Below are 25,242 nucleotides of genomic sequence, written 5' to 3'. Positions count from 1 at the left end.
CCATCAACGCACGGGAATATGGGCATGCGCACGAGGTGGGCCGGACTGGCAATCGCACTCCTTCTCGCTGCCAGCCCTGGTGCTGCGCAGCTTGCTGCGCCCGCTGGCGCAAGCTCCGCCGTTACCCCCGATTATCGGCTGGGTTCCGGGGACAAGCTGCGCATCTCGGTCTATGACGAAGAGGGAATGACCGGCGAGTATCAGGTCTCCGAACTCGGCATCATCTCCTTCCCGCTGATCGGCGACTATCCGGCCAGCGGCAAGACCGTGCCGCAGCTGCGCGCCGACCTCGAACACCGGCTCGGCAACGGCCTGCTCAACGATCCCAAGGTCTCGGCCGAAGTGATCGCGTTTCGCCCCTTCTATATCCTGGGAGAGGTCACCAAGCCGGGGATGTACCCCTATACCCCCGGCCTCACCCTCTACAGCGCAGTCGCGACCGCCCAGGGCTTCACCTACCGCGCCAACCAGCGCAAGGTCATGATCACGCGTGCGGGCGAGACCGAGGAGACCAAGGTCGAGGTTACCGCGGCGACCCGCATCCAGCCGGGCGACACCATCCGGATCCGCGAGAAGATCTTCTGATGCGCACGCCTGGACGGGCTACGCCGACGCAGGGCGTCGGCCTCGATCTGCTGCGGCTCGCGGCCGCGCTGCTCGTCACGGTCTACCACCTGACCTATCTGCAATGGGCCGATCCCCACCAGCGGGGCACGGCGGCCGCGGCGCCGTTCCTGGCCTATATGGGCTGGACGCCCTATGTCGACACGGGCTGGGTCGGTGTGCAGATCTTCTTTGTGATCAGCGGCTTCGTGATCGCCTACACCGCCAACGGCCGCAGCCCCTCGGCCTTTGTGCGCAGCCGCATCCTCCGGCTCGTTCCCGGCATCTGGATCTGCGCGACCCTCTCGCTGTTTGCCCTCCTGCTCGCCGGCATGCCGCTTGGCGAGACGGTGCAGCGCTACCTCCTGTCGCTGGTCGTCTTTCCGACCGGCCCCTGGGTGGCGGGGAGCTATTGGACACTGCCGATCGAGATCCTGTTCTACGCGCTGATCTTCCTGGTCCTGTGCCGCAACCGGTTCGACCGGCTCGAACGCGTCGTGCTCGTGCTCGGCGGCCTGTCGCTCGCGCTCTGGGCTGCAGTGCTCATGGCGCCTTCCGGCGCGGCCGGAGAGGTCGTTACGCGCCTCGCCATCCATCGCCTGCCCAAGCAGCTGCTGCTCCAGCACGGCTGCTTCTTTGCGGTCGGCGTGCTGGTCTGGATCCTGCGCGAAAAGGGTGCGAGTTCCCGCCGCCTCCTCGCACTCGCGCTGTTCGTCGGCGCCTGCCTGGTGCAGATCCGCAACGAAGCCCGCCACGCCGCGGCCTGGGCAAGCGTGCCGATGAGCGCCACGCCCGCCCTGCTGACGTTTGCCGTCGCGCTCGCATGCATCGCCGCTTCGCTCCGATGGAATGCCGCCGCGCACGCACTGCTCGGGCCACGCGCGGCGGCGGTGCGGGCGCTTGGGCTGATGACCTATCCGGTCTACCTCCTCCACCTTCCGTTCGGCGTTCCGCTCAGCACCTGGCAGCTTGCGGCCGGCGTGCCGCCTGCGCTCGCGCTGCTGGTTTCGGTGCTGGCAGTGGCCGCCCTCTCCTGGATCGTCGCCATGCGCATCGAACCGCTGGCTCGCGCCTGGCTCAAACCCAGGCTCGACCTGCTCGATCAGCGCATCACGCCCCGGTGGCCGTGGGCTGGACGCCCCACTCGCCCGCTCGTCTCCCCGCAAGCCCCGATCCTGAGCACGCCAGCCACGCTCGCCGTGCCCCAGGGCGCACAGGGAGCATAGCGCCCGTCACGGCGCGCCGCCCCCTCGCGCTTCCTCCACGATCCACTCCCGGAAACGCGCCAGCGCAGGGCTCTCCGCCCCTTGCGCGCGCACCAGATAATAGGCGTCGTCGCTGGTGAGCGGGATTTCGAGCGGAGACACCAGGCTGCCGCTTTCCAGCTCCGGACCGATCAGGAAGCTCGGCACCAACGCCGCCCCCGCGCCTGCCGCCGCCGCCTGCGCCAGCATCAGGAAGTGCTCGAAGCTGGGCCCCGCCGGCACCGGCGGCGCCTCGACGCCTGCTACCCGCAGCCACTGGTCCCAGGCGCCCCGGCGCGAGCTCTGGAACAGCAGCGGCCTGCCCAGGAAATCCTCCGGCGCACGGATCGGGTTCTGTGCCAGCCAGGCGGGTGCACACACGGGAATGGCCGCCTCCCGGAACAGCAGGTCGTGCGCCATGCCCGGCCACTCCGGCCGGCCGAAGTCGATCGCCGCATCGAACCGCTCGTCTGCCATCCCCAGTGGATCGGTGCGCGCGGCCAGGTTCACCACCAGCTCCGGATGGCGCGCGGTCAGTCGCGGCAACCGCGGCGCCAGCCAGCGCATGCCGAAGCTCGGCAGCGTCGCGATGTCGAGCGTGTTGGTCGGCCGCCCGCCCGCGACTCGCGCCGTCGCCCGGCGGATGCGGTCGAGCGCCGGCGCGACTTCGGCCGCATAGGCACGCCCTTGCGCGTTCAGCGTCACCCGCCGGCCCACCCGGTCGAACAACGGCGCCTGCACCCAATCCTCCAGCAGCGCGATCTGGCGGCTGACCGCGCTCTGCGTCAGCCCCACCGCCTTGCCGGCGCGGGAAAAGCCGCCAAGCCGGGCTGCCGCCGCAAAGCTGTTGAGCGCGGCCATGGGCGGCAGCAGCCGGCGCCCGCCTTCATTCCCGTCTGGCATCAGCACATGACTCCTTTGCGGTTGCGCTAGCACGCCGCCCGCCTAGATTCGCCTGCCGGTTCGAAGCGAGGGACGTTGATGCGCATTCAGAATGACACGGTGCTGGCGCGGCTGGTCCGCAGCATGCTGGGCAACCGTACCGAACAGGCATTCGACACGCTGGTCGTCCCCGCAGAGCTTGCCGAGGTGACCGGCGACCGAGTGCCGCGCGCGGTCTTTGCGATGGCGCTTGCCGCCGTGCTGTTCGACGACCTGCTCGCCCGCGTGCCGAGCGGCGCGCGCTATGTCGCCGATCGCCGCGCGGCCGGCGAACGCATCCTGTTCGACCATGGCGCGCTGCGCACGATCCGCTTTCCGCAAGGGCCGACCGGCGCACTGCCTGCGGGTCAGGACGCCTTTGCCCGCATCCTCGAACCCCTGGGCTACGCCGTCGCCAGCCTCTACCCGCTGCCCGCGCTCAAGATGACCGGCCACGCCTATTGCCACCGCGACCTGCCGGAGGCGATCCCGCAGTATTTCGTGAGCGAGCTGCACGTCGACCGCTTCGACGCCACCTTCGCCAGCGCTGCCGCGCGCGTGTTCGGCAGCTCTCGCGATCCGCTCACCCCCGCCGATGCCGCGGTGCTCGACGGCTTCGCTCGCGACGGTGCCGTCGCCTATGCCGATGCGGAGGCCGCCCTTCCCCGCATCGCCGCCGCGTTCGACCGCCAGCACGATGCACCGGCCGTCGCCGACTATGAAACGCTGCTCGCCCAGTCGGGCGAGGCCGCGTGGATCGCGACCGAGGGCAACGCCTTCAACCACGCGACCGACCGCGTCACCGATGTCGAGGCGCTGTCCGACCGGCTTCGCGACTGCGGCTGGCCGATCAAGGAGCGCGTGGAAATCTCCGGCAGCGGCCGCGTGCGCCAGACCGCGTTCCGCGCGGATCCGGTCGAGCGCAGCTTCGTCGACGCGCAAGGCGAGGAAGTCCGCCGCAGCGTTCCCGGCTCCTTTTACGAGTTCATCACTCGCCACCCGAAAGACGACGGCACCCTCGACCTCGCCTTCGACAGCGCCAATGCGACCGGCATCTTCGCCATGACTCGCGCGGTATGAACCCGGCGCTGGCCGGGGCACTGGCGGACGCGGTCGGCCCGGCGAACCTGCTGACCGATCCCAACGAGCTTGCCGGCTATGCGAGCGACGGCCGCGGCGTCACCGGCCGGCCGCTCGGCGTCGTGCGCCCGTCCTCCGCCGGAGAAGTCGCCGCCGTGCTCCGCGCCGCCCATGCCGCGGGCGTGCGGGTGGTGCCGCAGGGCGCGCGCACCGGCCTCGTCGCCGCCGCCATCCCGGGCGAGGACGCACAACTGCTGCTCCTCAACCTCGATCGCCTGTCGCGCGCGCCCGCGATCGATCCGGTCAACCGCACGGCCGAGGTCGATGCCGGCGTGCGCCTCTCCACGCTCAACGCCGCGGCCGCACCGCACCAGCTGAGCTTTCCGATCGACCTTGGCGCCGACCCGTCGATCGGCGGCATGATCGCCGCGAACACCGGCGGCGCCCGGCTGCTGCGCTATGGCGACGTCCGCCGCAACCTCCTCGCGCTCGAACTCGTCACCTCCGAGGCCGAGCCGCGCCTGCTTCAGCTCGGCGCGCCGTTGTGGAAGAACAACACCGGCATCGACCTCAAGCAGCTGCTCGTCGGCAGCTCCGGCTCGCTCGGCGTCGTCACCCGCGCCACCCTCGCGCTCTCGCCGCTTCCCGCCGCCCGCGTCACCGCCATGCTCGCCCTCGACGCCGACGAAAGCGCGGTCGAGCTGCTGCTCGCGCTCGAAGCCAGCTTCGGCACGCTGCTCACCGCATTTGAGGGGATTTCCGCGCCTGCGCTCTCGGCCGCGCTCACCCACGTTCCCCGGCTGCGCGCTCCCTTCGCCGGCACGCTGCCGGCCTATGCCGTGCTGATCGAGCTTTCCGCGGGCGCCGCGATCGAAGCGGATTGGTTGGAGGAACGCCTAGGCGACACCCTCGCCCCCTGGATGGAGCGCGGCACCGTGGTCGATGCGGTGCTCGACCGTGGCGACGCGCTCTGGGCGATCCGCCACGCGGTGCCGGAGGGGCTGCGCGCCTCGGGCAAGGTCGTCGCCTGCGACATCGCGCTCCGCCGCGGCGACGTCATGCGCTTCCGCCGTGACGTCGCCGCCCGCGTGAAAGCGGTCGCCCCCCAGCTCCGCCTCCACGACTTCGGCCATGTCGGCGACGGCGGGTTGCACTTCAACCTGGTGTGGCCGCCCGACGCCGGCCCCTTCGACGCGACCGTCGCCGAGGCCGCCCGGGCCACCGTCTTCCGCGCGGTGGTCGAGGATTACGGCGGCAGCTTCAGCGCCGAACATGGCATCGGCCCGTCCAACGCCGCCTGGTACACCGAACTGGTGCCGGAGCCCCTCCGCCACCTCGCGGGCGCAGTCCAGCGCCTCCTCGCCCCCGTGCCCGTCGGCCGGGTGGACTTCCACGACCCCATTTCAGGAGACCGGGCATGACTGTGTTCCGCTCGCTCGATCCCGCCACCGGCACTCCCGTCTGGGAAGGCACCGCCGCCGGCCCGCAGGATTGCGCCACCGCTGTCGCCCGCGCCCGCGCCGCGCTCCCCGCCTGGCGCAACGCGCCGCTCGCCGAGCGCATTGCCGTCGCCCGCCGCTATGCCGAGCTGCTGGAGGAACACCGCGAGGCGTTCGCCGCGCTGATCTCGCGCGAGACCGGCAAGCTGCTGTGGGAAACCCGCGCGGAAGTCGGCTCGATGGCCGGCAAGGTCGCCGTCTCGATCGCCGCCCAGGCCGAACGCGCCGGTGAGCGGTCGAGCGACACCGCCTTCGGCCGCGCCGTGCTGCGGCATCGCGGCCATGGCGTAATGGCGGTGCTCGGTCCCTACAACTTCCCCGGCCATCTTCCCAACGGCCACATCGTGCCCGCACTGCTCGCGGGCAACACGGTGGTATTCAAGCCGTCGGAAATCACCCCCGCGGTCGGCGCGCACATGGTCGCGCTATGGGAGCAGGCGGGGCTGCCCGCCGGCGTTCTCAACCTCGTGCAGGGCGGGCGCGAAACCGGCGAAGCACTGGTCGCCTGCGACATCGACGGGCTGCTCTTCACCGGCTCGGCCGGTGCGGGCGCGGCCCTCAAGCGCGCCACCCTCGACCGCCCCCACCTGATCCTCGCGCTCGAACTCGGCGGCAACAACCCGCTGATCGTCTGGGATTCGCCGGAGGAAGCCGCCTCGATCATCGTCCACTCCGCGTTCGTCACCACTGGCCAGCGCTGCTCCTGTGCGCGCCGGCTGATCGTGCCGGCGGGGGCGATGGGCGACGCGATCGTCGACGCGCTCGACGCGCTCACCGCCCGCATCCGCGTTGCCGCCTGGGACGAGCCGGGCGACGCGTTCATGGGCCCGCTCGTCTCCACCGCCGCGGCCAGGGGCGCGCACACCGCGGTCCAGGGCCTGGTCGCTGCCGGTGCCCGCACCATCCGCGCGTTCGAAGGGGTCGCCGGGCGCAGCGACGCCTTCGTCACCCCCGCCATCCTCGACGTGACCGGCATCCCCGTGCCGGATGCGGAGGTGTTCGCCCCCGTGCTCCAGGTGACGCGCGTGAGCGATTTCGCCGCCGCGGTCCATGCCGCCAATGCCACGGCCTTCGGCCTGTCCGCCGGCCTGGTAAGCAGCGATCCCGACCAGTGGCAGGCGTTCCTCGACGCGTCGCGCGCCGGCATCGTCAACCGCAATCGCCCGACCACGGGTGCAGCCGCCAACATGCCGTTCGGCGGCCTGGGCGCCTCGGGCAACCACCGCCCCAGCGCCTATTATGCGGCCGACTACTGCGCCTATCCGATCGGCAGCTTCGAGGCCGACGCGCCCGCCGCGCTGCCGGTCCCCGGCGCCTGAGGAACGCGACCACGCCGCACACCGTTGTTTGTTCAATCGCAATGGTTGCACAACCATTGTCAGTGCACGGTACCCAGGTCCGAAAAAGGGACTCGGGGTCGGACGCGGGCGTTGCGAGCATCGTTGATCGCCACTCCGCCTCCGCACGGAAGGAGCAAACAATGTACGACGCGTACGACAAACAGAAGAAGCTGCATTTCGACGTCATCAACGTCGGTTTGCGCGCTCAGGCGACGGCGGTCGGCCTGGTCCAGCTCTGCAAGGAACTGCGCGACGCCAATGTGCTGAGCGAGGCCGCGGTGGACCGCATCAAGGACGCCATCGCCTGCGAGGTGTCGATCAACCCGCCGCGCGGCAGCACCCGCGATCGCTATCGCCACGACGTCCTGGAGCGCCTCGACCAGCTGTTCGCGGGCGAAAAGGAAGTCGGCCCGGCAGAAGCGCTCGCCTTCGGCGCCCAGCCATAAAGCCGAAGTCGCTCGGCCGCCTCACTCCCGGGGCGGGCTTGCCGACGTCCCGGATGCTGGCACCGGTTCGCCAGCATCCGGTGTCCGGCCGGAGCGCTGCTCGGTCAGGATCTGCCAGCCGGTGATGAACAGCGCGCCGGCCAGCGGCCCGACGACGATGCCGCTCAACCCCACCAGGTCGATGCCGCCCAGCGTCGTCACCAGCACCAGCCAGTCGGGAATGCCGGTGTCGCGGCCGACCAGCATCGGCCGCAGGATATTGTCCGCCAGCCCGATCACCAGCACGCCTGAGGCGATGACGACGATGCCCTGCCAGATGGCACCCGTCGCCAGCAGATAGATTGCGACCGGCCCCCAGATGATTGCCGGCCCGACCGCCGGCAGCAGCGCCGCGATCGCCATCAACATGCCCCACAGCAGGGCCGCCGGCAGCCCGACGATCCAGAAGGTGATTGCCCCCAGCGCTCCCTGGACGAGCGCGACGACGCCCGACCCCTTGATCGTCGCGCGCACGACCGAGACGAACTTGTCGCTGAGCCGGTGGGCGACCTCCGACTGGAGCGGCAGCGCACGAACCACCGCCGGCCCGATCCGCTCGCCGTCGCGCAGTAGGAAATAGGTGACATAGAGCCCCACGCCGAACGCCAGCAGGAACGCCGCCGCATTTGCGCCGATCGAAAAGGCCCGCGATGCCAGCATGCTCGCGCTGCTGCTGAGCGCCTGCGAAATGCGCGCCTGCGCGCGCTCGAAGCTGCCATAGCCCGAACTGTCGAGCATATCCTGAAGCCGCTCGGGCAGCGCGTCGTGCACCTGTTGGAAATAGACCGCGAAGTTGATCTGACCGCTCCGGATCTGGCCATAGACGCCGGCCGCCTGGTCCACGACCAGGCTGGCGACGATCACCGCCGGGATCACCACCGCCACCGTGATGATGAGTAGCGTAACGGCCGCCGCACGGTTGCGATGGTCCGGCCAGCGGGCGAGCAATCGCTGGAACAGCGGCTGGAACAACAGCGCAGCCAGCGCGGCCCAGAGCAGCGCCCCGATGAAGCTCGACACCACCAGCGTCAGGCTGATCGTGATCAGCGCCAGGAACAGGATAAGCCCGCCGTTCTCGACACGCTCGCGGCGGATGCTCATGGGCCTTGTCTCTCCGGTTCGAATAGGATGGGTATCGCACCGCACGGGCGGCAGGTCATTTGGCCGACGATAGGCGCTGCCTGCAACCCGTCGGCTGACTGCAACACGCTGCAAGGTACCAGCCCTTCCGTTCGCCCCTTCCAGCAACGATCAGGGGACATCCGGGGACCATCAGGATAGCAGGAACGGCTCGCGGGCGATGCCGTTCCTGGCCCGTGTTCTTTGCGCAACCGCTTTCCTAATTCGAACCCATATGGTTCACCATCCACCTTGCACAGGAGGATGGCATGACGATCGATACGTTGATCGAAGAAGTGATCGCCCGCGAGGGCGGGTTCGTGGACCATGCGGCGGATCGCGGCGGGCCGACCCGCTGGGGCGTGACGGAGGCGGTGGCCCGCGCCAACGGTTATGACGGCCCGATGCGCACCCTGCCGCGCAGCGTCGCCGCCGATCTCCACCGCCGGCTCTATTGGGAGCGGCCCGGCTTCGCCCAGGTTGCCGCCCGCGCCCCGGACCTGGCAGCCGAGCTGTTCGACACCGGCATCAACATGGGGCCGGCGGTCGCGGCCGGCTTCCTCCAGCGCGCGCTCAACGCGCTTAACCGCGGCGCCAGCGACTATGCCGATCTGCGCGTGGACGGCGCGATCGGCTCGGTCACGCTCGCGGCGCTCGACGCCTTTCGCGCCAGCCGCGGGACGCTCGGCGAAGCGGTGCTGGTGAAGGCTTGCGACGCGCTGCAGGGCGCGCGCTACCTCGACCTTGCCGAGCAGCGGCCGGCCAACGAGGCATTTCTCTACGGCTGGCTCGCCAACCGGCTGGGCTGATCCTGCCTCAACTTCCTCAACTTCCACCGTCCGAACCCCGCACAAAGGACAGTCCCATGCGCATCATCGACGGCGTGATCGGCCCCATCGCCGGGCTGCTCGACCGCATCATTCCCGACGCCAAGGCCCGCGACGCGGCCAAGCTGGAACTGCTCAAGCTCGACAACATGCGCGAACTGGAGGCCTCCCGCATCCAGCTCTCCGCCATCGTTGCCGAGGCGCAATCCGAAGACAGCTGGACCAGCCGCGCCCGGCCCAGCTTCCTCTATGTCATGTACGCGCTGCTGCTGTGGTCAATCCCGATGGGGATCCTGTCGGCCTTCCAGCCCGCGCTTGCCGATGCAGTCGCACGCGGCATGACCAATTATCTGCGCGGCATTCCAGAAGAGCTCTACGCCCTCTTCGGCACCGGCTACCTCGGCTACACGGCGGCGCGCGCCTGGGGCAAGGCCAAGGGGACGGAGCGCTGACCCCCACGCCTCCCTGTTCTTCTTCGGACCCCGGCGCAGACCGGGGCCGGGCCCCCCCATGCAACCGCAGCGATCCTGACGCTGGCGCTGGCGGGCGCCGGCCGCGCCAGGAACTGCGCACCCGAAACGATCCTGCGCCGCCCGGATTGCAACCCCGCCACGCGCCCCCCACATGCCGGCCATGAGCAAAGACATGGTGTGGCACGGCACCACAATCCTCTCCGTGCGCAAGAACGGCCGCGTCGTCATCGCAGGCGATGGCCAGGTCTCCCAGGGCCCGACGGTGATGAAGCCCAACGCCCGCAAGGTGCGCCCGCTGGGCGACGGCAGCGTGATCGCAGGCTTCGCCGGTGCGACCGCCGACGCTTTTACCCTGTTCGAGCGGCTGGAGGCCAAGCTCGAGCGGCACCAGGGCCAGCTGCTGCGCGCCGCGGTCGAGCTCGCCAAGGACTGGCGCACGGACAAGTTCCTGCGCAACCTGGAGGCGATGCTGATCGTCGCCGACAAGGAAGTGACCCTGGTGGTGACGGGCAACGGCGACGTGCTGGAGCCGGAAGGCGGCATCGCCGCGATCGGTTCGGGCGGCAACTTCGCCCTCGCCGCCGCACGTGCGCTCGACGAATATGAGCAGGATGCCGAGACGGTCTGCCGCAAGGCGATGAAGATCGCCGGCGAGCTGTGCGTCTACACCAACGACCGGCTGACGGTGGAAAGCCTGCCAACGGCGTAACCCTTCTCCCCTTCCTGCAAGGGAGGGGCCGGGGGTGGGTACGAGCCAAAGGCGAGCCCCGCCCTCACCAACACCGCACCGGCCGAGGCATTTCCTCCCGGCGCACCAACCCACCTCCTCCCTTCAAGGAGGGGAAACGAAGCGAACCCATGAACGACAATCTCACCCCCAAGGCGATCGTCGCCGCGCTCGACGCGCACATCATCGGGCAAAAGGATGCCAAGCGGGCCGTCGCCGTCGCGATGCGCAACCGCTGGCGCCGCCAGCAGCTCGCGCCCGAGCTGCGCGACGAGGTTTCCCCGAAGAACATCCTGATGATCGGCCCGACCGGCTGCGGCAAGACCGAGATCAGCCGCCGCCTCGCCAAGCTCGCCGACGCGCCCTTCGTGAAGGTCGAGGCGACCAAGTTCACCGAGGTCGGCTATGTCGGCCGCGACGTCGAGCAGATCGCCCGCGACCTCGTCGAGGAAGCGATCCGGCTCGAAAAGGAACGCCGCCGCCTGGCCGTGAAGGACAAGGCGGAGGAAGCCGCCATGTCCCGCCTGCTCGATGCCCTCACCGGCAAGGGCGCCAGCGAGGCGACCCGCGAGGCATTCCGCCAGCGCATGGCCGACGGGCACCTCAACGACAAGGAAATCGAGATCGAGCTGGAGGCGCAGCCCTCGATGCCGTTCGAGATTCCCGGCGGCGCGCCGCAGATGATCAACCTGTCCGAGATGATGGGCAAGGCGTTCGGCGGCGGCCAGATGAAGCGCCGCAAGCTGACCGTGCCGGCTGCCTGGGAAAAGCTCGTCGAGGAAGAGGCCGACAAGCGCCTCGACCAGGACGAGGTCAGCCGCGTGGCGCTGGCAGACGCAGAGGCCAACGGCATCGTGTTTCTGGACGAGATCGACAAGATCGCCGTCTCCGACGTGCGCGGCGGCTCCGTCAGCCGCGAGGGCGTGCAGCGCGACCTGCTGCCGCTGATCGAGGGCACCACGGTTGCGACCAAGTACGGGCCGATGAAGACCGACCACATCCTCTTCATCGCCTCGGGCGCCTTCCACGTCGCCAAGCCAAGCGACCTGCTGCCCGAACTCCAGGGCCGCCTGCCGATCCGGGTAGAGCTCAAGGGCCTGACCGAGGATGATTTCGTCGCGATCCTTTCCGACACTAAGGCGTCGCTGCCGCAGCAGTACAAGGCGCTGATCGGCACCGAGGGCGTGACGGTGGACTTCACTCCAGACGCAATCCGTGCCGTCGCCCGCATCGCTGCGGAAGTGAACGGCGAGGTCGAGAACATCGGCGCCCGCCGCCTGCAGACGGTGATGGAAAAGCTGCTGGAGGAAGTCAGCTTCGACGCCGAGGATCGCCGCGGCGAGACGCTGGTGGTGGATGCTGCCTATGTCGACCGGCAGCTGGCCGGCGTCGCGCGCAACACCGACCTCAGCCGCTACGTGCTGTAAGCTGAGGCTCCAAAAACAGGCCCGTTCGTGCTGAGCAGGGGCTGAGCTCGTCGAAAATCCGTATCGACTGCGCTCAACGGCTACTCAGGACGAACGGTCTGCTTGCTACCTAGTTCTGCGGGTTCTTCTTATACTCGACGAACTCGCCGAAGCGGCAATAGGCCGAGGGAATACCTACGGTCCCGCCGCGCTGGACCAGCCGGAACCGGTCGTTCTTGCACAGGCCAGAGCCATAGACTTCGGCCACCACGATCTGGTCGCCGCGCAGCGATGGACAGTCGGGCGCGACGATGTTGCGGTAATAGGTGTTCGCCGTTGCGCGATAGAGCAGCGAGTCCCCGACGATCTGCGGGCCACCCGCCAGCTGCGGATCGACGCAGTTGAGCGTGCGGCCGGGCGTATAGCCCGCCAGCGTCTCGGCGAGTTCGCGCTCACCTGCGGCCTGGCGCTTGGCCTCGTCCGCGGCGGTGGCACAGCCGGCCAGCAGCGCGGTGGCTGCCAGCGTCAACGTCCAACGATGCATGCCTTCTCTCCTCTTGAGTCCGGCGCGCTTCGTCGGCGCGCTCTATCCGCGGTACCTGTCTTTCGCCTGGCGGCGCTCGGCAAGCTCCGCAATCGAGGACGCACGCAGGAAGGGATTGGTTGCGCGCTCCAGCCCGATCGTCGTCGGCACCGTCGCCTCGCCCGCCGCCCGCAGCCGGTCGACCTCCACCATGCGCTCGGCAATCGCGACGTTGCCAGGCTCGGCGGCCAGCGCATAGCGGCCGTTCGACTGGGTATATTCGTGGCCGCAGAACACTTGAGTCGCATCCGGCAGCGCCTCGAACCGGCGCATGGCCGCGTACATCTGCTCGGGCGTTCCCTCGAACAGCCGCCCCGCCCCCATTGCGAACAGCATGTCGCCGCTGAACAGCAGCGCGTCGTCGGCGAAGTGGAAGGCGATGTGCCCGGCGGTATGCGCCGGCACCTCCAGCACGGTCGCGACATGGTCGCCGACCCGCAGCGTGTCGCCCTCCGCGAGGCCATGGTCCAGCGTCGGGATCTTCGCCGCCTCCGCCGCCGGCGCGAAGACGGCCACGCCCGTCGCGTCCTTCAGCCCCGCGTTGCCGCCGGTGTGGTCACCGTGCCAGTGCGTGTTCCAGATCGCGGAAAGCGTCCACCCCCGCTCGGCAAGCGCTGCAAGCACGGGCGGCGCCTCCGCCGGGTCGACCACCACCGTCTCGCCAGAGGCGGGATCGTGGAGCAGCCAGACGTAGTTGTCCGACAGCGCCGGCAGCCGGACGACCTCGAGCGGAGACGCCGCCGCCGCCATTACCAGCGGCCCGTGTTCGGCATCGACGTCCAGGGCTCGGCCGGCGCCAGCGGGTCGCCCGCCTGGAGCAGCTCGATCGAGATGTTGTCGGGTGTGCGGATGAAAGCCATGTTGCCGTCGCGCGGCGGGCGGTTGATCGTGACACCCGCGTCCATCAGCCGCTGGCAGGTCTCGTAGATGTTCTCCACCCGATAGGCGAGGTGGCCGAAGTTGCGGCCCTCGCCATAGTCTTCGGGATCCCAATTGTAGGTGAGCTCCACCTCGGCCTCGGCACGCTGGCCAACGCCGTTGCTGTCTTCATCGGCGGCCAGGAAGATCAGCGTGAAGCGGCCCTGTTCATTTTCGATGCGGCGGGTTTCCGTCAGCCCCAGCACGTTGAAGAAGGCGATCGTCGCATCCGGATCGGTCACGCGGATCATGGTGTGCAGATACTTCATGGGGCAGGACTCTCGCTGGTCATCACGGCATGGTTGCATCGCGCCGGGGGCACGATAGGCTCCCACGCTATATGGGGCAGGAGGCGCGGATGGAAAGCATCGCGGCGAAGGATCGCGGCACGGTGCTGCTGGTGGTGGCGGCCATCCTGGCGATCGGCATGATCGTCGGCGGCTATCTGCTCGGCAACGGGCTGGTGCGGGCGCGCCATGCCGACCGTTCGGTGACGGTCCGGGGCCTGGCCGAGCGCGACGTCACCGCCGACCTTGCGGTGTGGACGCTCAATTACTCCAAGCAGGGCACCGATCTGGCGCAGGTGCAGGCGGAGATGGACCGCGACACCCAGAGCATCACCCGCTTCTTTGCCGCCCTGGGGTTTCCGGCCAACGCGCTGACCCCGGCCGGGGCGGGTGTCAGCCAGTCCCATCAGGATGGCGTGCCGCTGGTGACGATCACCCAGCGGCTGCAGTTGCGCACCACTGACATCACCCGTGCCCGCCAGGCGGTCGCCCGCCAGTTCGACCTCGTCCGCCAGGGGGTCGTCCTTCAGGAGGGCTCGGGCATCAGCTACAGCTTCACCAGGCTCAACGACATCAAGCCGCCGATGGTCGCAGAGGCGACCCGCGACGCCCGCGCCGCCGCCGAGCAGTTCGCCAAGGACAGCAACACCGGCGTCGGCGGCATCAAGAGCGCGACCCAGGGCTATTTCTCGGTCGAGGCCCGCGACGGCGAGCAGGCCGGCTACGGCGTCGCCGACACGCCGTTCAAGAAGGTGCGCGTGGTGACCACGGTGGACTTCTACCTGGAGTAAGGGGGTCGAACCACGACGGTTTGCCAAGGCCGGCTTCCGCTTCAACCGTCACCTGGCGAACGCCGGCATCCACCGGTCCACAAGCGTGAGTGGCGAGGTAGATCCCGGTTTTCGCCCCGGTAATGAGCGGGGCGGTAGCCGCGCCAAAAGACGGTCCTAAGCAGGCGATCCAACTTGCCGTCAGACCGCCGTTCGTTCAGCTTAAGGCTATGAGGATGGTTCGTCTGTGCTGGTTAGGGGTTCTGGGCCTAGCTGGCTGCAGCGAGGAGCCTCTTTGTTCATCCGAGGTGCTGCAGGTGGCGCGCGATCTTGCAAGTGATCGCTACGCCACGACCGAAGTGCGGAACTGCGGGACTACGACAGATTTTGTGACAGTCGTACGCATTGGCCGAGCGAGCCAGCCACAAACCGATGCAACGGAGGTCTTTGTCGCCGACGGTAACCATGGCACCGCGACTGAAGGTGAAGGGGGCGCAGTCTGGATAAACGTCATCTGGTCCGCGCCCGGCAAGTTGTCTGTCGCATATGCGTCGAAGGCTCGCATCTTCGAGCGCAAGCTCAGCGCGAAGGAAGCCTCTATCAGCTACAAGGCAAGCGATCCGGTATCGCTTCCCCCTGTGCCTTGAACATCCGTTTTCCGCTTCACCTCGCCTGAAGCAGCCCGGTGGCGAACCACCACCTCAAGCCGCTTCCACCCACGAACTACCGCCCTACGGCCCCGTCCCCGCCATCGCCGCCAGCGCGTCGCTCGCGGCCTGCGCCTGGGCGCTGCCGGGGGAGACGCGGACCGCCGCTTCCCAGGCGGTGCGCGCAGCGGCCGCGTTGCCCTCGACCGCGGCGATGTTGCCGGCCTCCAGCTGCACCGCCGCATCGTCCGACGACAGCGCCAGCGCGCGGCCGATGTCCTTGCGCGCGCGCAGCAGGTCGCCGGTGCGACGGGCCAGCGTGGCCGACAACAGCCAGGCGAGCGGATCGTCGCCGGCGAGCGTCAGCGCCCGGTCGAGATCAGCGCGCGCGTCGTTCTGCCGCCCGGCCGCGACCAGCGCGCGGGCGCGGTCGAGATGCGCCTCCCCCAGGTCGAGGCCGGTAAGCGTGCCGCCGATCAGCGCCGCGTCCAGCGCCGCCTGCGCCTTGGCCGCGTCCCCGGCCGCGAGCCAGGCATTGCCCGCCTGCGCCCAGAAGCCGCCCGAGCGCGCGTCCTTCCCCGCCTCGGCGGCGCGTGCGGCGCCCTCGAACGCGGTGGCTGCCGCGGCCCAATTTCCTGCCGTCACCTGTGCGATGCCGAGGCACTGCTGCGCCAGGAAGCCGCCGCCGGCCTGCTGCCACGCGGTCGCACCGCGGACCGCTGCGGCGGGATCGCGCCGCGCCTGGTCGATGCATTCGGCATAGCGGTCGCCGCTCCGGGGGGCGGGCGGACCGGCGGCGGGCGCAGTCTGGGCGAGGAGCAGCAGCGGCAGGAGCATCAGCGGATCACATCTTCGATGGCGCGCAGGATCAGGGCGATGTCCTGCGGGCGGGACAAGCGGTGGTCGCCGTCCTTTACCAGCCAGGTCTGCACCTCGGCTGAACGCAGCACACTCGCCAGGTGGACGGTGCGCTGGAACGGCACGTCCGTGTCCTGCTGGCCCTGGATCAGTCGCACCGGCACATCGACGGGGATGATGGCGTGCATCAGCCGGTTCGCCTCGCCCGAGCTCCAGAAGGCGCGGGTGGTGACGGTCGGCTGGTCCGAATAGGGCGAGGGCTTTTCCAGCCGCCCTTGCGTCAGCATCGTCATCTTTTCCTCAGGGGTGAAGCCCCAGTCGGTGAAGTCGGGCGCCGGCGCGATGCCGACCAGCCCCACCACCCGATCCGGCCGGTCGCGCGCGGCGAGCAGCATGATCCACCCGCCCATGGACGATCCGACCAGCACCACTGGGCCTTCGACGGCATGGTCGAGGATCGCCAGCGCATCGTCGCGCCACAGCGCCAGCGTCTGATCCTCGAACGCGCCGGGGCTCTGCCCGCAGCCGCCATAGTCGAAGCGGATAAACGCCCTCCCCTGCTCGCGCGCCCAAGCCTCGGTGGCGAGCGCCTTGCTGCCGGTCATGTCGGACGCATAGCCCGGCAGGAACACGATCGTGGGCCCGGTGCCGGGGGTGTGGTGGAAGGCGAGCGGACGCTCGGCAGGAGCAGCTTCAGTCATGATGCACCGCGGAAGTTGAGGAAGTTGAGGCAGGAAATTGGATCTTGGCGGCCGCGCCCGTGGCCGCATCAGCGGATCGGCGGAAGGTGCGAGGAAATGCCATAGCCGTCCCATGCCACGGCGGGAGGGCTGTAGGACAGCCCTTGTGCGCGAGCGGGGTTCGATGGGGGTGAAACGGTCGGCGGAAATGTCTGCAAACCCCCAGATGCGCTACCGACAGCAGCCGTCCGTTAGGCGCTTTCCCAACCCAGGTTCCTGAAGGGGAAGGCACCCGTTGCGCGTCGCGCTTCGGCCGCTAATCTCCTCCTGCGGAAATGAGCTTTGCCCTGAGCGGGCTTCCTCGTTGTGGGAGAGATGGTTTGTCGTGGTCTCGACTTGTTGTGCCTTCGCTTCTCGCAATCGGCATCGCTGGGGCAGCCTGCGGTCAGACCAGCAAGCCTCACACGGCACCCGCGGAAGAAGTCCTGCCGAAAAACGAACGCCCAGGCGTCTGGCAACCCACGCAAGGCGGAGTTCAGATACCGCTATGGTCCGCGAGCACACCTCTCGCCAAGCCTGACTCTGGCGACCGTCCGGAGGGGCTTGGGAACGGCACAGGTCTTGTTGGCGGGCGTAAATGGAATTGGGCGAGTTACGTCACCCGTCCCACCATGACCGTCTACCGACCAAAGGGCCGCAACAGCGGCGCTGCCTTGCTGGTCCTGCCGGGTGGTGGATTCACCGTCCTCGCGCTCGATCTGGAGGGCACGGAAATCTGCGATTGGGCGGTGCAGCAAGGAATGACTTGCGCCGTGTTGAAGTACCGCGTGCCGCAGATCTGGCCGAGGGCGAACGGAAAGCAACAGCGGCCCAAGGTGCTTTTGGGGCTGGAAGACGCACAGCGCGCTATGGGTCTATTGAGACAGCAGGCATCGTCGTATGGGATCAACCCCCATAAGATCGGCGTCATCGGCTTTTCGGCAGGCGCCTATCTCGCAGCGAATATGAGCAACACCGAAGAGCGCACCTATCCGCTCGCGGATGCGGCCGATCGCCAATCGCCACGGCCCGACTTCGCGATCGTCGCCTACACGGCCCGTATGCTGGATGACAGCAAGGGCAGGAACAGTCTCGAACTCAAGCCCTGGGTAACGATCAGCCCCAAAGCACCGCCGACCCTGATTCTTCACGCCATGAACGATCCCACGGATCCAGTTCGGCAGCCATTGGCCTACGCCCTGGCGCTCAGCGATGCAGGCGTACCAGTCGATATGCGTATCTATGCGAAAGGGGGTCACGCTTTCGGGATGCGACCAACCGCCGACCCGATCTCCCGCGAATGGCCGGAACAGGTCAAGCAATGGCTGCACAACCTCGGCATGCTGTAAGGACGAATGACGCTCAGGATCTGACGGCCGGTGGGGGGTAAGCGCCGACTGCCACTTTCCCGAGCCGTCACCGTCCTCGGAACGGCAGCCCGCCCGGTTTTTTGCCTCGCAGCGGCGGCCCTGCTGGCCGAGGTTGAGTCGCTCGGCGAAACGTCACAAGTCGAGCTCAACCTCCTTCGCGGGCCTCCAGCGCAGGATTGACGAAGATCTGTTCGATCGAGAGCGCGAACAGGTCGGCGATGCGGAAGGCGAGCGGGAGCGAGGGGTCGTAGCGGCCGGTCTCGATCGCGTTGACGCTCTGGCGGGAGACCTCCAGCCGCTCGGCCAGGTCGCCCTGGCTCCAGCCGCGCTCGGCACGCAGCACGCGCAGGCGGTTCTTCATGCCGGCTGGCCCGCAAAGCGGTCGCGCAGGCCCAGAAAACATTGGGCGGCACCATAGCTGAAGCACCAGATGGGGAACACCCACAAGCGGGGCATCGGGTCGATCGCGCCGCTGCCCGACAGAAAGTTGTACACCGTGCCCGCGCCAAGCAGCACGCCGGTGCCGAACAACATGCAGGTCACGATGCGCTGGCGCAGGAACTCGTCCCGCTCCTCGACCAGATAGCGGCCGATGATCGTGATGAGGGCGAGGATGGGCAGCGCCGGCACGATCGACAGCGCAATCAGCGTCCCGCCCTTCGGGTGATAGGCATGGTCGATCCAGTTCGCGCCGAACAGAGCGAGGACATAGACCCCGAACGCCCAAAGCAAGCGGCGGGTGTAGCGCTTTACGGCCGGAGTGGACGAGGTCATGACAAAGCTCCCTTCCAGTCTGTAAAGGAAACCTGACGTCGTCGACGGGGCGTGTCAACCTTGCTTGTCATTTCGACAAGGCAGCTTTTCAGACCTTCCCCAGCCAAGCCACCATGTCGGCTGCCAGCAGGCTGAGCGTGTCGTCGCGGGCGCCCATGATGACGATGCGGTCGCCGGGGTTGGCCTCCGCCACCAGATGGGCGGCCGCCGCGTATCGGTCGGGAATGTGGCGGGCGTCGATGCCGGCCACGGCCAGGTCGGCGATGATGTCGGCGCTGGTCACTTCCCGCGCGACGGTGCCGCCCTGGTAGACCGGATCCGGCAGCACCAGGCGGTCGCCGGGCGCGAGCTTGCCGAGGAACATCGCCACCAACTCGCGGCGCATCACCTTCAGCGGGCCATAGCCGTGCGGCTGGAACAGCAGCAGCAGCCGGCCGGGAAAGTCGTGCAGCGTGTCGAGCGTGGCGCCGATCTTGTCCGGGTTGTGGCCGAAGTCGTCGAGCACCGCGACGCCATTCGCCTCCCCCACCAGCTCGAACCGGCGCTTGAGGCCGGCGAAGCCCTCGATCGCCGCGGCCGCTTCGTCGCGGTCGACGCCGGCTGCCACCGCCGCGCCGATGGCGGCGAGCGCGTTGGCGACATTGTGGCGGCCGGGCACGCCCAGCCGCACCCGGCGGCGGCTGCCGTCCGCGACCAGGTCGAAGGCGATGCCGAAGGGCTCGGGTGCGAGCGCCTCGGCCGAGAGATCGGCGGGCGCCTCGACCGCGAAGCTCAGCAGCTTCGCGGGCGGGATTGCGGCGGCGAGGGCAGCGGATTCGGCGTCGCCGACGTTGACCACCGCGGTCTGCGCACGGTCGGCAAAGCCGCCGAACAGCGTGCGCAGTTCTTCCAGCGTCTTGTGGTCGAGGCTGACGTTGTTGAGCACCGCCACGCGCGGCCGATAGAAGGCGATCGAGCCGTCGCTCTCGTCCACTTCGCTCACGAAGGCATCGCCCTCGCCCACCAGCGCGCTGGCGAAGGGCGCGTCGGAGCGCACGAAATTCTTCATCACTGCGCCGTTCATCACCGTGGGGTCACGGCCCGTGGCGTGGAGGATCCAGGCGATCATGCCCGTCACGGTCGACTTGCCGCTGGTGCCGGCCACTCCGATGCCAAGCGGGCTGGCGTTGAACAGCTCGGCGAGCAGCTGCGGGCGAGTCATGCGCGGGGCGCCGACCCGGTCGGCCGCCACCATGTCGGCGACCGTTGCCTCGACGGCTGCGGAGGCGACCACGGTCTGGTCGGCCGAGGTGATGCCGCTGCCGTCCTGCGGGAACAGCGCGATGCCCTGCCGGCGCAGCGCCGCGAACTTGGGGCCGAGCGCGGGGTTGTCGAGCGCCCGGTCGGAGCCTGCGACGGCAGCACCCCGCCGCGCGAGGATGGTCGCGAGCGGGAGCATGCCGCTGCCGCCGATGCCGACGAGGAAGAAGGATTTGCCGTGGTCCATTTCCCCGCGCTATCGGCGGGGCGGCCGGGGGGCAAGCCACTGGCGCTTCGCCGGCGGACAGACCGGCATCCGCGAAAGGCAGTTCATGCGCATCGGTATCGTCGCCCCCGCCCGTGCGATCACGCCGGAGGCGGCTGCGCGCGTGCAGGCGTTCGCGGCGATCACCTTCCCCCAGGTCGACCTGATCGTGCATCCGCAATGCTTCCTGGAGGCCGGGCATTTTGCCGGCACCGATGCCGAGCGGGCGGCGGCGTTCCTGGAGTTCGCCAACGACCCCGGCTTCGATGCACTCTGGTTCGCACGCGGCGGCTATGGATCGAACCGGATCCTGGGCGCGGTGCTGCCGCAGCTCAACCGCGCGGCGGCGGCCAAGACCTACCTCGGCTATTCGGACATGGGGTTCCTGCTGGGCGCGCTCTATGCGCGGCGGATCGGGCGGCAGGTGCACGGGCCGATGCCGATCGACGTGGGCCGCTCCGACGGCGGCGCCTCAGTCGGGCGCGCGCTCGCCTGGCTGGTGAACCGCGACCGACGCGTGCTGGAGCCCAACCTGGACGGACGGCCTGCGGCGGCGTTCAACCTCGCCATCCTGGAGGCGCTGGTCGGCACGCCCTGGCTACCCGACCTCACCGACCATGTCCTCTATGTCGAGGAAGTGTCGGAGGCGATCTACCGCATTGACCGGATGATGTTCACCGTGGGCAACGCCACCCAGTTGCACGGGCTCGCCGGCATCCGGCTGGGCCAGGTCACCGACGTGCCGGAGAACGGCGAGTTCGGCGAGACAGTGGAGGCGATCATGACCCGCTGGGCGGGCGTGCTGGGCGTGCCCTATCTGGGGCGGGCCGAGATCGGCCATGCGGCCGGCAACATGGTGGTGCCGTTCGGGGCGGGTTGAAGGTGGAGGCGGGATGCGCGCGGCGCACCCCGCCATCCCGTTATGCCGCGTTCTTGAGCGACTCCATGTCGATCACGAAGCGGTACTTCACGTCGCTCTTCACCATCCGGTCGTAGGCGGTGTTGATGTCCTGGATGTCGATCATCTCGATGTCGGCGGTCAGGCCATGCTCGGCGCAGAAGTCGAGCATCTCCTGGGTCTCGGCGATGCCGCCGATCAGCGAGCCGGCAAGCGAACGGCGGCGGAACACCAGGTTGCCGACCGACGGCGAGGGATGCGGCTCCTCCGGCACGCCCACCAACGTCATGGTGCCGTCGCGCTTCAGCAGCGTCAGGAACTGGTCGAGGTTGTGGCTGGCCGCGACCGTGTTCAGGATGAAGTCGAAGCTGCCGGTGTGCTCGGCCATGGCGTCGGCATCCTTGGACACGATCAGGTCCTTGGCGCCCAGACGCTTGGCATCCTCACGCTTGTTGGGCGAGGTGCTGAAGACATAGACGTCGGCGCCCATCGCCGCGGCGATCTTCACGCCCATGTGGCCAAGGCCGCCGAGACCGACGATGCCAACCTTCTGACCCGGCCCGACCTTCCAGTGCTTGAGCGGCGAATAGGTGGTGATGCCGGCGCACAGCAGCGGCGCCACTGCGGCCAGGTCGTCCGCCTGGTGGCCGACCTTCAGCACAAAGCCCTCGTCGACGACGATATGGTCGGAATAGCCGCCAAAGGTGTGGCCGCCCAGCACCGGATCGGGGCCGTTGTAGGTGCCGACGAAGCCGGTGCCCTCGCAATATTGCTCCTCGCCGTCGCGGCAGGAATGGCACTCGCCGCAGCTGTCGACCATGCAGCCGACGCCAGCGATGTCGCCGACCTGGAACTTGGTCACGTCACTGCCGACGGCGGTCACGCGGCCGACGATCTCATGGCCCGGAACGCACGGGTAGAGCGTGCCGTCCCACTCGCCGCGGGCGGTGTGAAGGTCGGAGTGGCACACGCCGCAGAACAGGATGTCCATCGCCACGTCGCGGGGACCGGGATCGCGGCGCTCGAAGCTGAACGGGGCGAGCGGGGACTCGGGGCTCTGCGCCGCAAAGGCATTGGCGTTGCTGGGCATGGAGGTTCCTTGCAGTTCGTGGAATTCGGGTGCGGGAGGGCCGCACCGCGCCCATATGGGGCGCGCGCGGCCGTGTTCCACCCGCATAGGTGACCAACGCGCACGACTTGTCTAAAGGACCCCTGCCACGACATTGGCCGTGGTTCCTCCAATCAGCCGAGAAGTGATCCCCATGTCCGCATTGTTCCGCATCACGCTGCCCGACGGTTCCGTCCGCGAGGTAGCGCCGGGGACTACCCCCGCGGACATTGCGCAGGCGATCGGGCCGGGACTGCGCAAGGCGACGATCGCCGCGCGCGTCGACGGCGAGCTGCGCGACCTGCAGCGCCCGTTCGAGGGCGACGCAAACCTCGCGCTGCTGACGAGCAAGGACGAGGCGGACGCGCTGGAACTCGCCCGGCACGACTATGCCCATGTGCTGGCCGAAGCGGTGCAGAACCTGTTCCCGGGCACGCAGATCACCTTTGGTCCTTCGACGGACGACGGCTTCTACTATGACTTCGCCCCCAAGGACCGGCCCTTCACCGAGGAGGACCTGCCCGCGATCGAGGCGGAGATGCGCCGCGTCATCGCGCAGAACGAGCCGCTGATCCGCGAGGTGTGGACTCGCGAGGCGCTGATCGCGCGCTGGCGCGAGAAGGGCGAGACGTTCAAGGCGGAATGGGCCGCCGAGCTTCCCGACGGCGAGGAACTGACCGTCTATCGCGCCGGCAAGGCCGAGGACGCGTGGCTCGACATGTGCCGCGGGCCGCACCTGGAATCGACCGGCAAGCTCGACCCGCAGGCGTTCAAGCTGACGCGCGTGTCGGGCGCCTATTGGCGCGGCGACCAGAAGAACGCGATGCTGAGCCGCATCTACGGCACCGGCTGGCTCAACAAGAAGCAGCTCGACCAGCACCTCACCCGGCTGGAGGAAGCCGCCAAGCGCGACCATCGCAAGATCGGCGCGGAGATGGACCTGTTCCACCTCCAGTCCGAGGCGCAGGGCTCCGTGTTCTGGCACCCCAAGGGCTATATCCTGTGGCGCCAGCTGGAGGCGTACATGCGCCGCCGCCTGGATGCGGCCGGCTATGACGAGGTCAAGACGCCGCAGCTGATGGACGCGCGCCAGTGGGAGCAGTCCGGCCACTGGGGCAAGTATCGCGAGAACATGTTCGTCGTGCCCGACGAGGTCCCGAACACCGAGGACGAGGGCGCGGTGATCTCCGGCGACGCCGATCTCATGGCGCTCAAGCCCATGAACTGCCCGGCGCACGTCCTGATCTTCCGCCAGGGGATCAAGTCGTACCGCGACCTGCCCATCCGCATGGCCGAGTTCGGCTGCTGCCACCGCAACGAGCCGCACGGCGCGCTGCACGGCATCATGCGCGTGCGCCAGTTCACCCAGGACGACGCGCACATCTTCGTGCGCGAGGACCAGCTGGTCGAGGAGGTTCGCAACTTCTGCGAACTGCTCGACAGCGTGTACCAGGACCTGGGTTTTGCCGACTATGCCGTGAAGCTGGCATTGCGTCCGGAGAAGCGCTTCGGCAGCGACGAAATGTGGGATGTGGCCGAGGACGAGCTGCGCCGCGCGGTGCTCGAGTCGAACCTGTCGGACGCGATCAAGGCGAATTTCGAGGAGCTGCCCGGCGAAGGCGCCTTCTACGCGCCCAAGCTCGAATTCCACCTGACCGATGCGATCGGCCGCACCTGGCAGGTCGGCACGATCCAGTCGGACCGGGTGCTGCCGGAGCGACTCGACGCGAGCTATGTCGGCGAGGACGGCAATCGCCACCGCCCGGTGATGCTCCACCGCGCGATCCTGGGCACGTTCGAGCGTTTCCTGGGCATCCTGATCGAGCATCACGCCGGCCGTTTCCCGCTGTGGCTGGCACCGGTGCAGGCGGTGGTCGCGACCATCGTGTCGGACGCCGACGACTACGCGCAGCAGGTGGTGGAGAAGCTCAAGGCCGCGGGCCTGCGAGTCGAGACCGACCTGCGCAACGAGAAGATCAACTACAAGGTGCGCGAGCATTCGCTGGCCAAGGTCCCCAACCTGCTGGTGGTGGGCAAGCGCGAGACCGAGGAAGGCACGGTCGCACTGCGCCGGCTGGGCAGCCAGGGGCAGCAGATGCTGACGCTCGACGAGGCGGTGGCGATGCTGACGCAAGAGGCGGTGGCGCCCGATCTGCGCCGCAATTGATCGGCACACCGACGCCGGGCGCGCGCTAGGGGTTCTTTCGCGCGGGAATCCGCTCCTTTCGGGGCGAGTTCCGCGCGACTGAACTTTTCATGGGCGCCTGCGTCCACTACATAGAGACTCGACACAACCTGAAGGAGCTACACCTATCCGTCCGCCCATGATGCGCCGTCCCATGGCGCCCCCGCCGATGAACGGCCCGCGTTTCAACGAATTCATCCAGTCGCCCAAGGTCCGCGTGATCGACCAGGACGGCGAGAATCTGGGTGTGATGTACACGCGCGAGGCGATCGAGCAGGCCGCGGAGGTCGGGCTCGACCTGGTCGAGGTGTCGCCCAACGCCGACCCGCCCGTTGCCAAGTTCCTGGACGTCGGCAAGTTCAAGTACGAGGCGCAGAAGAAGGCGAACATCGCCCGCAAGACCCAGAAGACGCAGGAGATCAAGGAGATCAAGATGCGTCCGAACATCGACGATCATGACTATGATACGAAGATGAAGAAGGTCCACGACTTTCTGGGCGAAGGCGACAAGGTCAAGATCACGCTGCGCTTCCGCGGCCGCGAGCTGTCGCACGGCCAGCTGGGCATGCAGCTGCTCCAGCGCGTCCAGCAGGACGTGCTCGAAATCGGCAAGGTCGAAGCCTATCCGCGCATGGAAGGCCGCCAGATGCTGATGGTGCTCGCACCGAAGTAAGCGGCGCCTCTGCAAAGAGCGACAAGCGGGCGGCGGTTTCGTCGCCCGTTTTCGTTTGTTGGGGGTTGTGGGCAAAAGGTGCCCTTCCTTCCGTCCGCACGGGCGACCGCCCTCCCGATGGACCCCGTCATTCTGACGAACATGAAGATCGATTGTCGCTACGGCCGGAGCGGCTAGCGCGAGTCTCCGGACCACGGCCCGCCCGTGGGCAGACGGAACTGGCC

The 25,242-nt window shown here is 68.5% G+C and carries 27 protein-coding genes; 16 read left to right on the top strand and 11 right to left on the bottom strand.

Features of this window, described 5'->3' with window-relative positions; genetic code table 11:
* The first annotated feature begins 24 nt into the window (after positions 1–24).
* A complete protein-coding gene (locus LK533_RS00485; protein WP_229360602.1) occupies positions 25–585 on the top strand; it encodes a polysaccharide biosynthesis/export family protein in 561 nt (186 codons plus the stop codon).
* Entirely contained in the window at positions 585–1,829 is a 1,245-nt protein-coding gene (locus LK533_RS00480; RefSeq protein WP_229360601.1) for an acyltransferase family protein, read from the top strand. Before LK533_RS00485 ends, LK533_RS00480 begins: the two co-directional genes overlap by 1 nt.
* A 6-nt stretch (positions 1,830–1,835) precedes the next feature.
* Here the strand turns inward: LK533_RS00480 and LK533_RS00475 are convergent, their stop codons facing one another.
* On the bottom strand, positions 1,836–2,750 hold the full coding sequence (locus LK533_RS00475; RefSeq protein WP_229360599.1) for a LysR substrate-binding domain-containing protein: 915 nt from the start codon (positions 2,748–2,750) through the stop codon (positions 1,836–1,838).
* Positions 2,751–2,828: 78 nt separating this feature from the next.
* On the opposite strand from LK533_RS00475, the gene LK533_RS00470 reads away from it, so the two are divergent.
* The 4 genes from LK533_RS00470 to LK533_RS00455 all read left to right on the top strand — a co-directional run bounded on the left by LK533_RS00470 (position 2,829) and on the right by LK533_RS00455 (position 7,133).
* On the top strand, positions 2,829–3,848 hold the full coding sequence (locus tag LK533_RS00470; RefSeq protein WP_229360598.1) for a 2-oxoadipate dioxygenase/decarboxylase family protein: 1,020 nt from the start codon (positions 2,829–2,831) through the stop codon (positions 3,846–3,848).
* Positions 3,845–5,269, top strand: coding sequence for an FAD-binding oxidoreductase (locus LK533_RS00465; protein ID WP_229360597.1), 1,425 nt, complete (start codon positions 3,845–3,847; stop codon positions 5,267–5,269). Before LK533_RS00470 ends, LK533_RS00465 begins: the two co-directional genes overlap by 4 nt.
* Entirely contained in the window at positions 5,266–6,666 is a 1,401-nt protein-coding gene (gene astD / locus LK533_RS00460; protein WP_229360596.1) for a succinylglutamate-semialdehyde dehydrogenase, read from the top strand. The genes LK533_RS00465 and astD overlap by 4 nt, the downstream gene beginning before the upstream one ends.
* Before the next feature lie 161 nt (positions 6,667–6,827).
* A complete protein-coding gene (locus tag LK533_RS00455; protein WP_229360595.1) occupies positions 6,828–7,133 on the top strand; it encodes a hypothetical protein in 306 nt (101 codons plus the stop codon).
* A 21-nt stretch (positions 7,134–7,154) separates the two neighbouring features.
* Here LK533_RS00455 and LK533_RS00450 read toward each other — a convergent pair whose 3' ends face one another.
* The gene (locus LK533_RS00450; RefSeq protein WP_229360594.1) at positions 7,155–8,273 is read right to left on the bottom strand and encodes an AI-2E family transporter; all 1,119 of its coding nucleotides are present in this window, start codon (positions 8,271–8,273) and stop codon (positions 7,155–7,157) included.
* A gap of 287 nt (positions 8,274–8,560) precedes the next feature.
* Here LK533_RS00450 and LK533_RS00445 point away from each other — a divergent pair, with 287 nt between their 5' ends.
* The 4 genes from LK533_RS00445 to hslU all read left to right on the top strand — a co-directional run bounded on the left by LK533_RS00445 (position 8,561) and on the right by hslU (position 11,745).
* On the top strand, positions 8,561–9,100 hold the full coding sequence (locus LK533_RS00445) for a glycoside hydrolase family 108 protein (RefSeq protein WP_229360593.1): 540 nt from the start codon (positions 8,561–8,563) through the stop codon (positions 9,098–9,100).
* Between the two features lie 56 nt (positions 9,101–9,156).
* A complete protein-coding gene (locus LK533_RS00440) occupies positions 9,157–9,570 on the top strand; it encodes a holin family protein (protein ID WP_229360591.1) in 414 nt (137 codons plus the stop codon).
* 172 nt (positions 9,571–9,742) lie between these two features.
* Entirely contained in the window at positions 9,743–10,300 is a 558-nt protein-coding gene (hslV, locus tag LK533_RS00435; protein WP_420705794.1) for an ATP-dependent protease subunit HslV, read from the top strand.
* A 149-nt stretch (positions 10,301–10,449) separates the two neighbouring features.
* On the top strand, positions 10,450–11,745 hold the full coding sequence (gene hslU, locus LK533_RS00430; protein ID WP_229360588.1) for an ATP-dependent protease ATPase subunit HslU: 1,296 nt from the start codon (positions 10,450–10,452) through the stop codon (positions 11,743–11,745).
* Between the two features lie 109 nt (positions 11,746–11,854).
* On the opposite strand, the gene LK533_RS00425 is transcribed toward hslU, so the two are convergent.
* Genes LK533_RS00425 through LK533_RS00415 form a run of 3 tightly spaced genes read right to left on the bottom strand, consistent with a single transcriptional unit; the run spans position 11,855 to position 13,494 of the window.
* Positions 11,855–12,268, bottom strand: a complete 414-nt coding sequence (locus LK533_RS00425; protein ID WP_229360587.1) for a hypothetical protein — start codon at positions 12,266–12,268, stop codon at positions 11,855–11,857.
* Positions 12,269–12,310: 42 nt separating this feature from the next.
* The gene (gloB, locus tag LK533_RS00420; RefSeq protein WP_229360586.1) at positions 12,311–13,057 is read right to left on the bottom strand and encodes a hydroxyacylglutathione hydrolase; all 747 of its coding nucleotides are present in this window, start codon (positions 13,055–13,057) and stop codon (positions 12,311–12,313) included.
* Positions 13,057–13,494 carry a VOC family protein gene (locus LK533_RS00415; RefSeq protein ID WP_229360585.1) on the bottom strand — a complete coding sequence of 146 codons (438 nt, stop codon included), beginning with the start codon at positions 13,492–13,494 and terminating at the stop codon, positions 13,057–13,059. Before LK533_RS00415 ends, gloB begins: the two co-directional genes overlap by 1 nt.
* 89 nt (positions 13,495–13,583) lie before the next feature.
* Between LK533_RS00415 and LK533_RS00410 the strand changes: the two genes are divergently transcribed.
* Together LK533_RS00410 and LK533_RS00405 are read left to right on the top strand one after the other, a co-directional pair.
* A complete protein-coding gene (locus LK533_RS00410) occupies positions 13,584–14,303 on the top strand; it encodes an SIMPL domain-containing protein (protein WP_229360584.1) in 720 nt (239 codons plus the stop codon).
* Positions 14,304–14,599: 296 nt separating this feature from the next.
* On the top strand, positions 14,600–14,929 hold the full coding sequence (locus tag LK533_RS00405; protein WP_229360583.1) for a hypothetical protein: 330 nt from the start codon (positions 14,600–14,602) through the stop codon (positions 14,927–14,929).
* Positions 14,930–15,013: 84 nt separating this feature from the next.
* Here LK533_RS00405 and LK533_RS00400 read toward each other — a convergent pair whose 3' ends face one another.
* Together LK533_RS00400 and LK533_RS00395 are read right to left on the bottom strand one after the other, a co-directional pair.
* Complete coding sequence (locus LK533_RS00400) at positions 15,014–15,766, bottom strand: tetratricopeptide repeat protein (protein WP_229360582.1); 753 nt, start codon at positions 15,764–15,766, stop codon at positions 15,014–15,016.
* Positions 15,766–16,488 (bottom strand): alpha/beta fold hydrolase, encoded by a 723-nt coding sequence (locus LK533_RS00395; protein ID WP_229360581.1) that lies wholly within the window; start codon positions 16,486–16,488, stop codon positions 15,766–15,768. Before LK533_RS00395 ends, LK533_RS00400 begins: the two co-directional genes overlap by 1 nt.
* 650 nt (positions 16,489–17,138) lie before the next feature.
* Here LK533_RS00395 and LK533_RS00390 point away from each other — a divergent pair.
* Positions 17,139–17,855, top strand: a complete 717-nt coding sequence (locus LK533_RS00390) for an alpha/beta hydrolase (RefSeq protein ID WP_229360580.1) — start codon at positions 17,139–17,141, stop codon at positions 17,853–17,855.
* A gap of 166 nt (positions 17,856–18,021) precedes the next feature.
* On the opposite strand, the gene LK533_RS00385 is transcribed toward LK533_RS00390, so the two are convergent.
* The 3 genes from LK533_RS00385 to LK533_RS00375 form a co-directional block, all read right to left on the bottom strand.
* Entirely contained in the window at positions 18,022–18,237 is a 216-nt protein-coding gene (locus LK533_RS00385; protein ID WP_229360579.1) for a helix-turn-helix transcriptional regulator, read from the bottom strand.
* Positions 18,234–18,650, bottom strand: coding sequence for a hypothetical protein (locus tag LK533_RS00380; RefSeq protein WP_229360578.1), 417 nt, complete (start codon positions 18,648–18,650; stop codon positions 18,234–18,236). The genes LK533_RS00385 and LK533_RS00380 overlap by 4 nt, the downstream gene beginning before the upstream one ends.
* A gap of 88 nt (positions 18,651–18,738) precedes the next feature.
* On the bottom strand, positions 18,739–20,136 hold the full coding sequence (locus LK533_RS00375) for a glutamate ligase domain-containing protein (RefSeq protein WP_229360577.1): 1,398 nt from the start codon (positions 20,134–20,136) through the stop codon (positions 18,739–18,741).
* An 85-nt stretch (positions 20,137–20,221) separates the two neighbouring features.
* Between LK533_RS00375 and LK533_RS00370 the strand changes: the two genes are divergently transcribed.
* Complete coding sequence (locus LK533_RS00370; protein WP_229360576.1) at positions 20,222–21,034, top strand: LD-carboxypeptidase; 813 nt, start codon at positions 20,222–20,224, stop codon at positions 21,032–21,034.
* A 40-nt stretch (positions 21,035–21,074) separates the two neighbouring features.
* On the opposite strand, the gene LK533_RS00365 is transcribed toward LK533_RS00370, so the two are convergent.
* A complete protein-coding gene (locus LK533_RS00365) occupies positions 21,075–22,142 on the bottom strand; it encodes an NAD(P)-dependent alcohol dehydrogenase (RefSeq protein ID WP_229360575.1) in 1,068 nt (355 codons plus the stop codon).
* Between the two features lie 172 nt (positions 22,143–22,314).
* Here LK533_RS00365 and thrS point away from each other — a divergent pair, with 172 nt between their 5' ends.
* Positions 22,315–24,327, top strand: a complete 2,013-nt coding sequence (thrS, locus tag LK533_RS00360; protein ID WP_229360574.1) for a threonine--tRNA ligase — start codon at positions 22,315–22,317, stop codon at positions 24,325–24,327.
* A gap of 157 nt (positions 24,328–24,484) precedes the next feature.
* Positions 24,485–25,018, top strand: a complete 534-nt coding sequence (gene infC, locus LK533_RS00355; RefSeq protein ID WP_229360573.1) for a translation initiation factor IF-3 — start codon at positions 24,485–24,487, stop codon at positions 25,016–25,018.
* The last annotated feature ends 224 nt before the right edge of the window (positions 25,019–25,242 follow it).

It is taken from the genome of Sphingomonas sp. PL-96 (genome assembly GCF_020707215.1).
GTDB lineage: Bacteria > Pseudomonadota > Alphaproteobacteria > Sphingomonadales > Sphingomonadaceae > Sphingomonas.
Note: the sequence above shows the minus strand (reverse complement) of the source record. Positions and strands in the feature narration are given on the sequence as shown.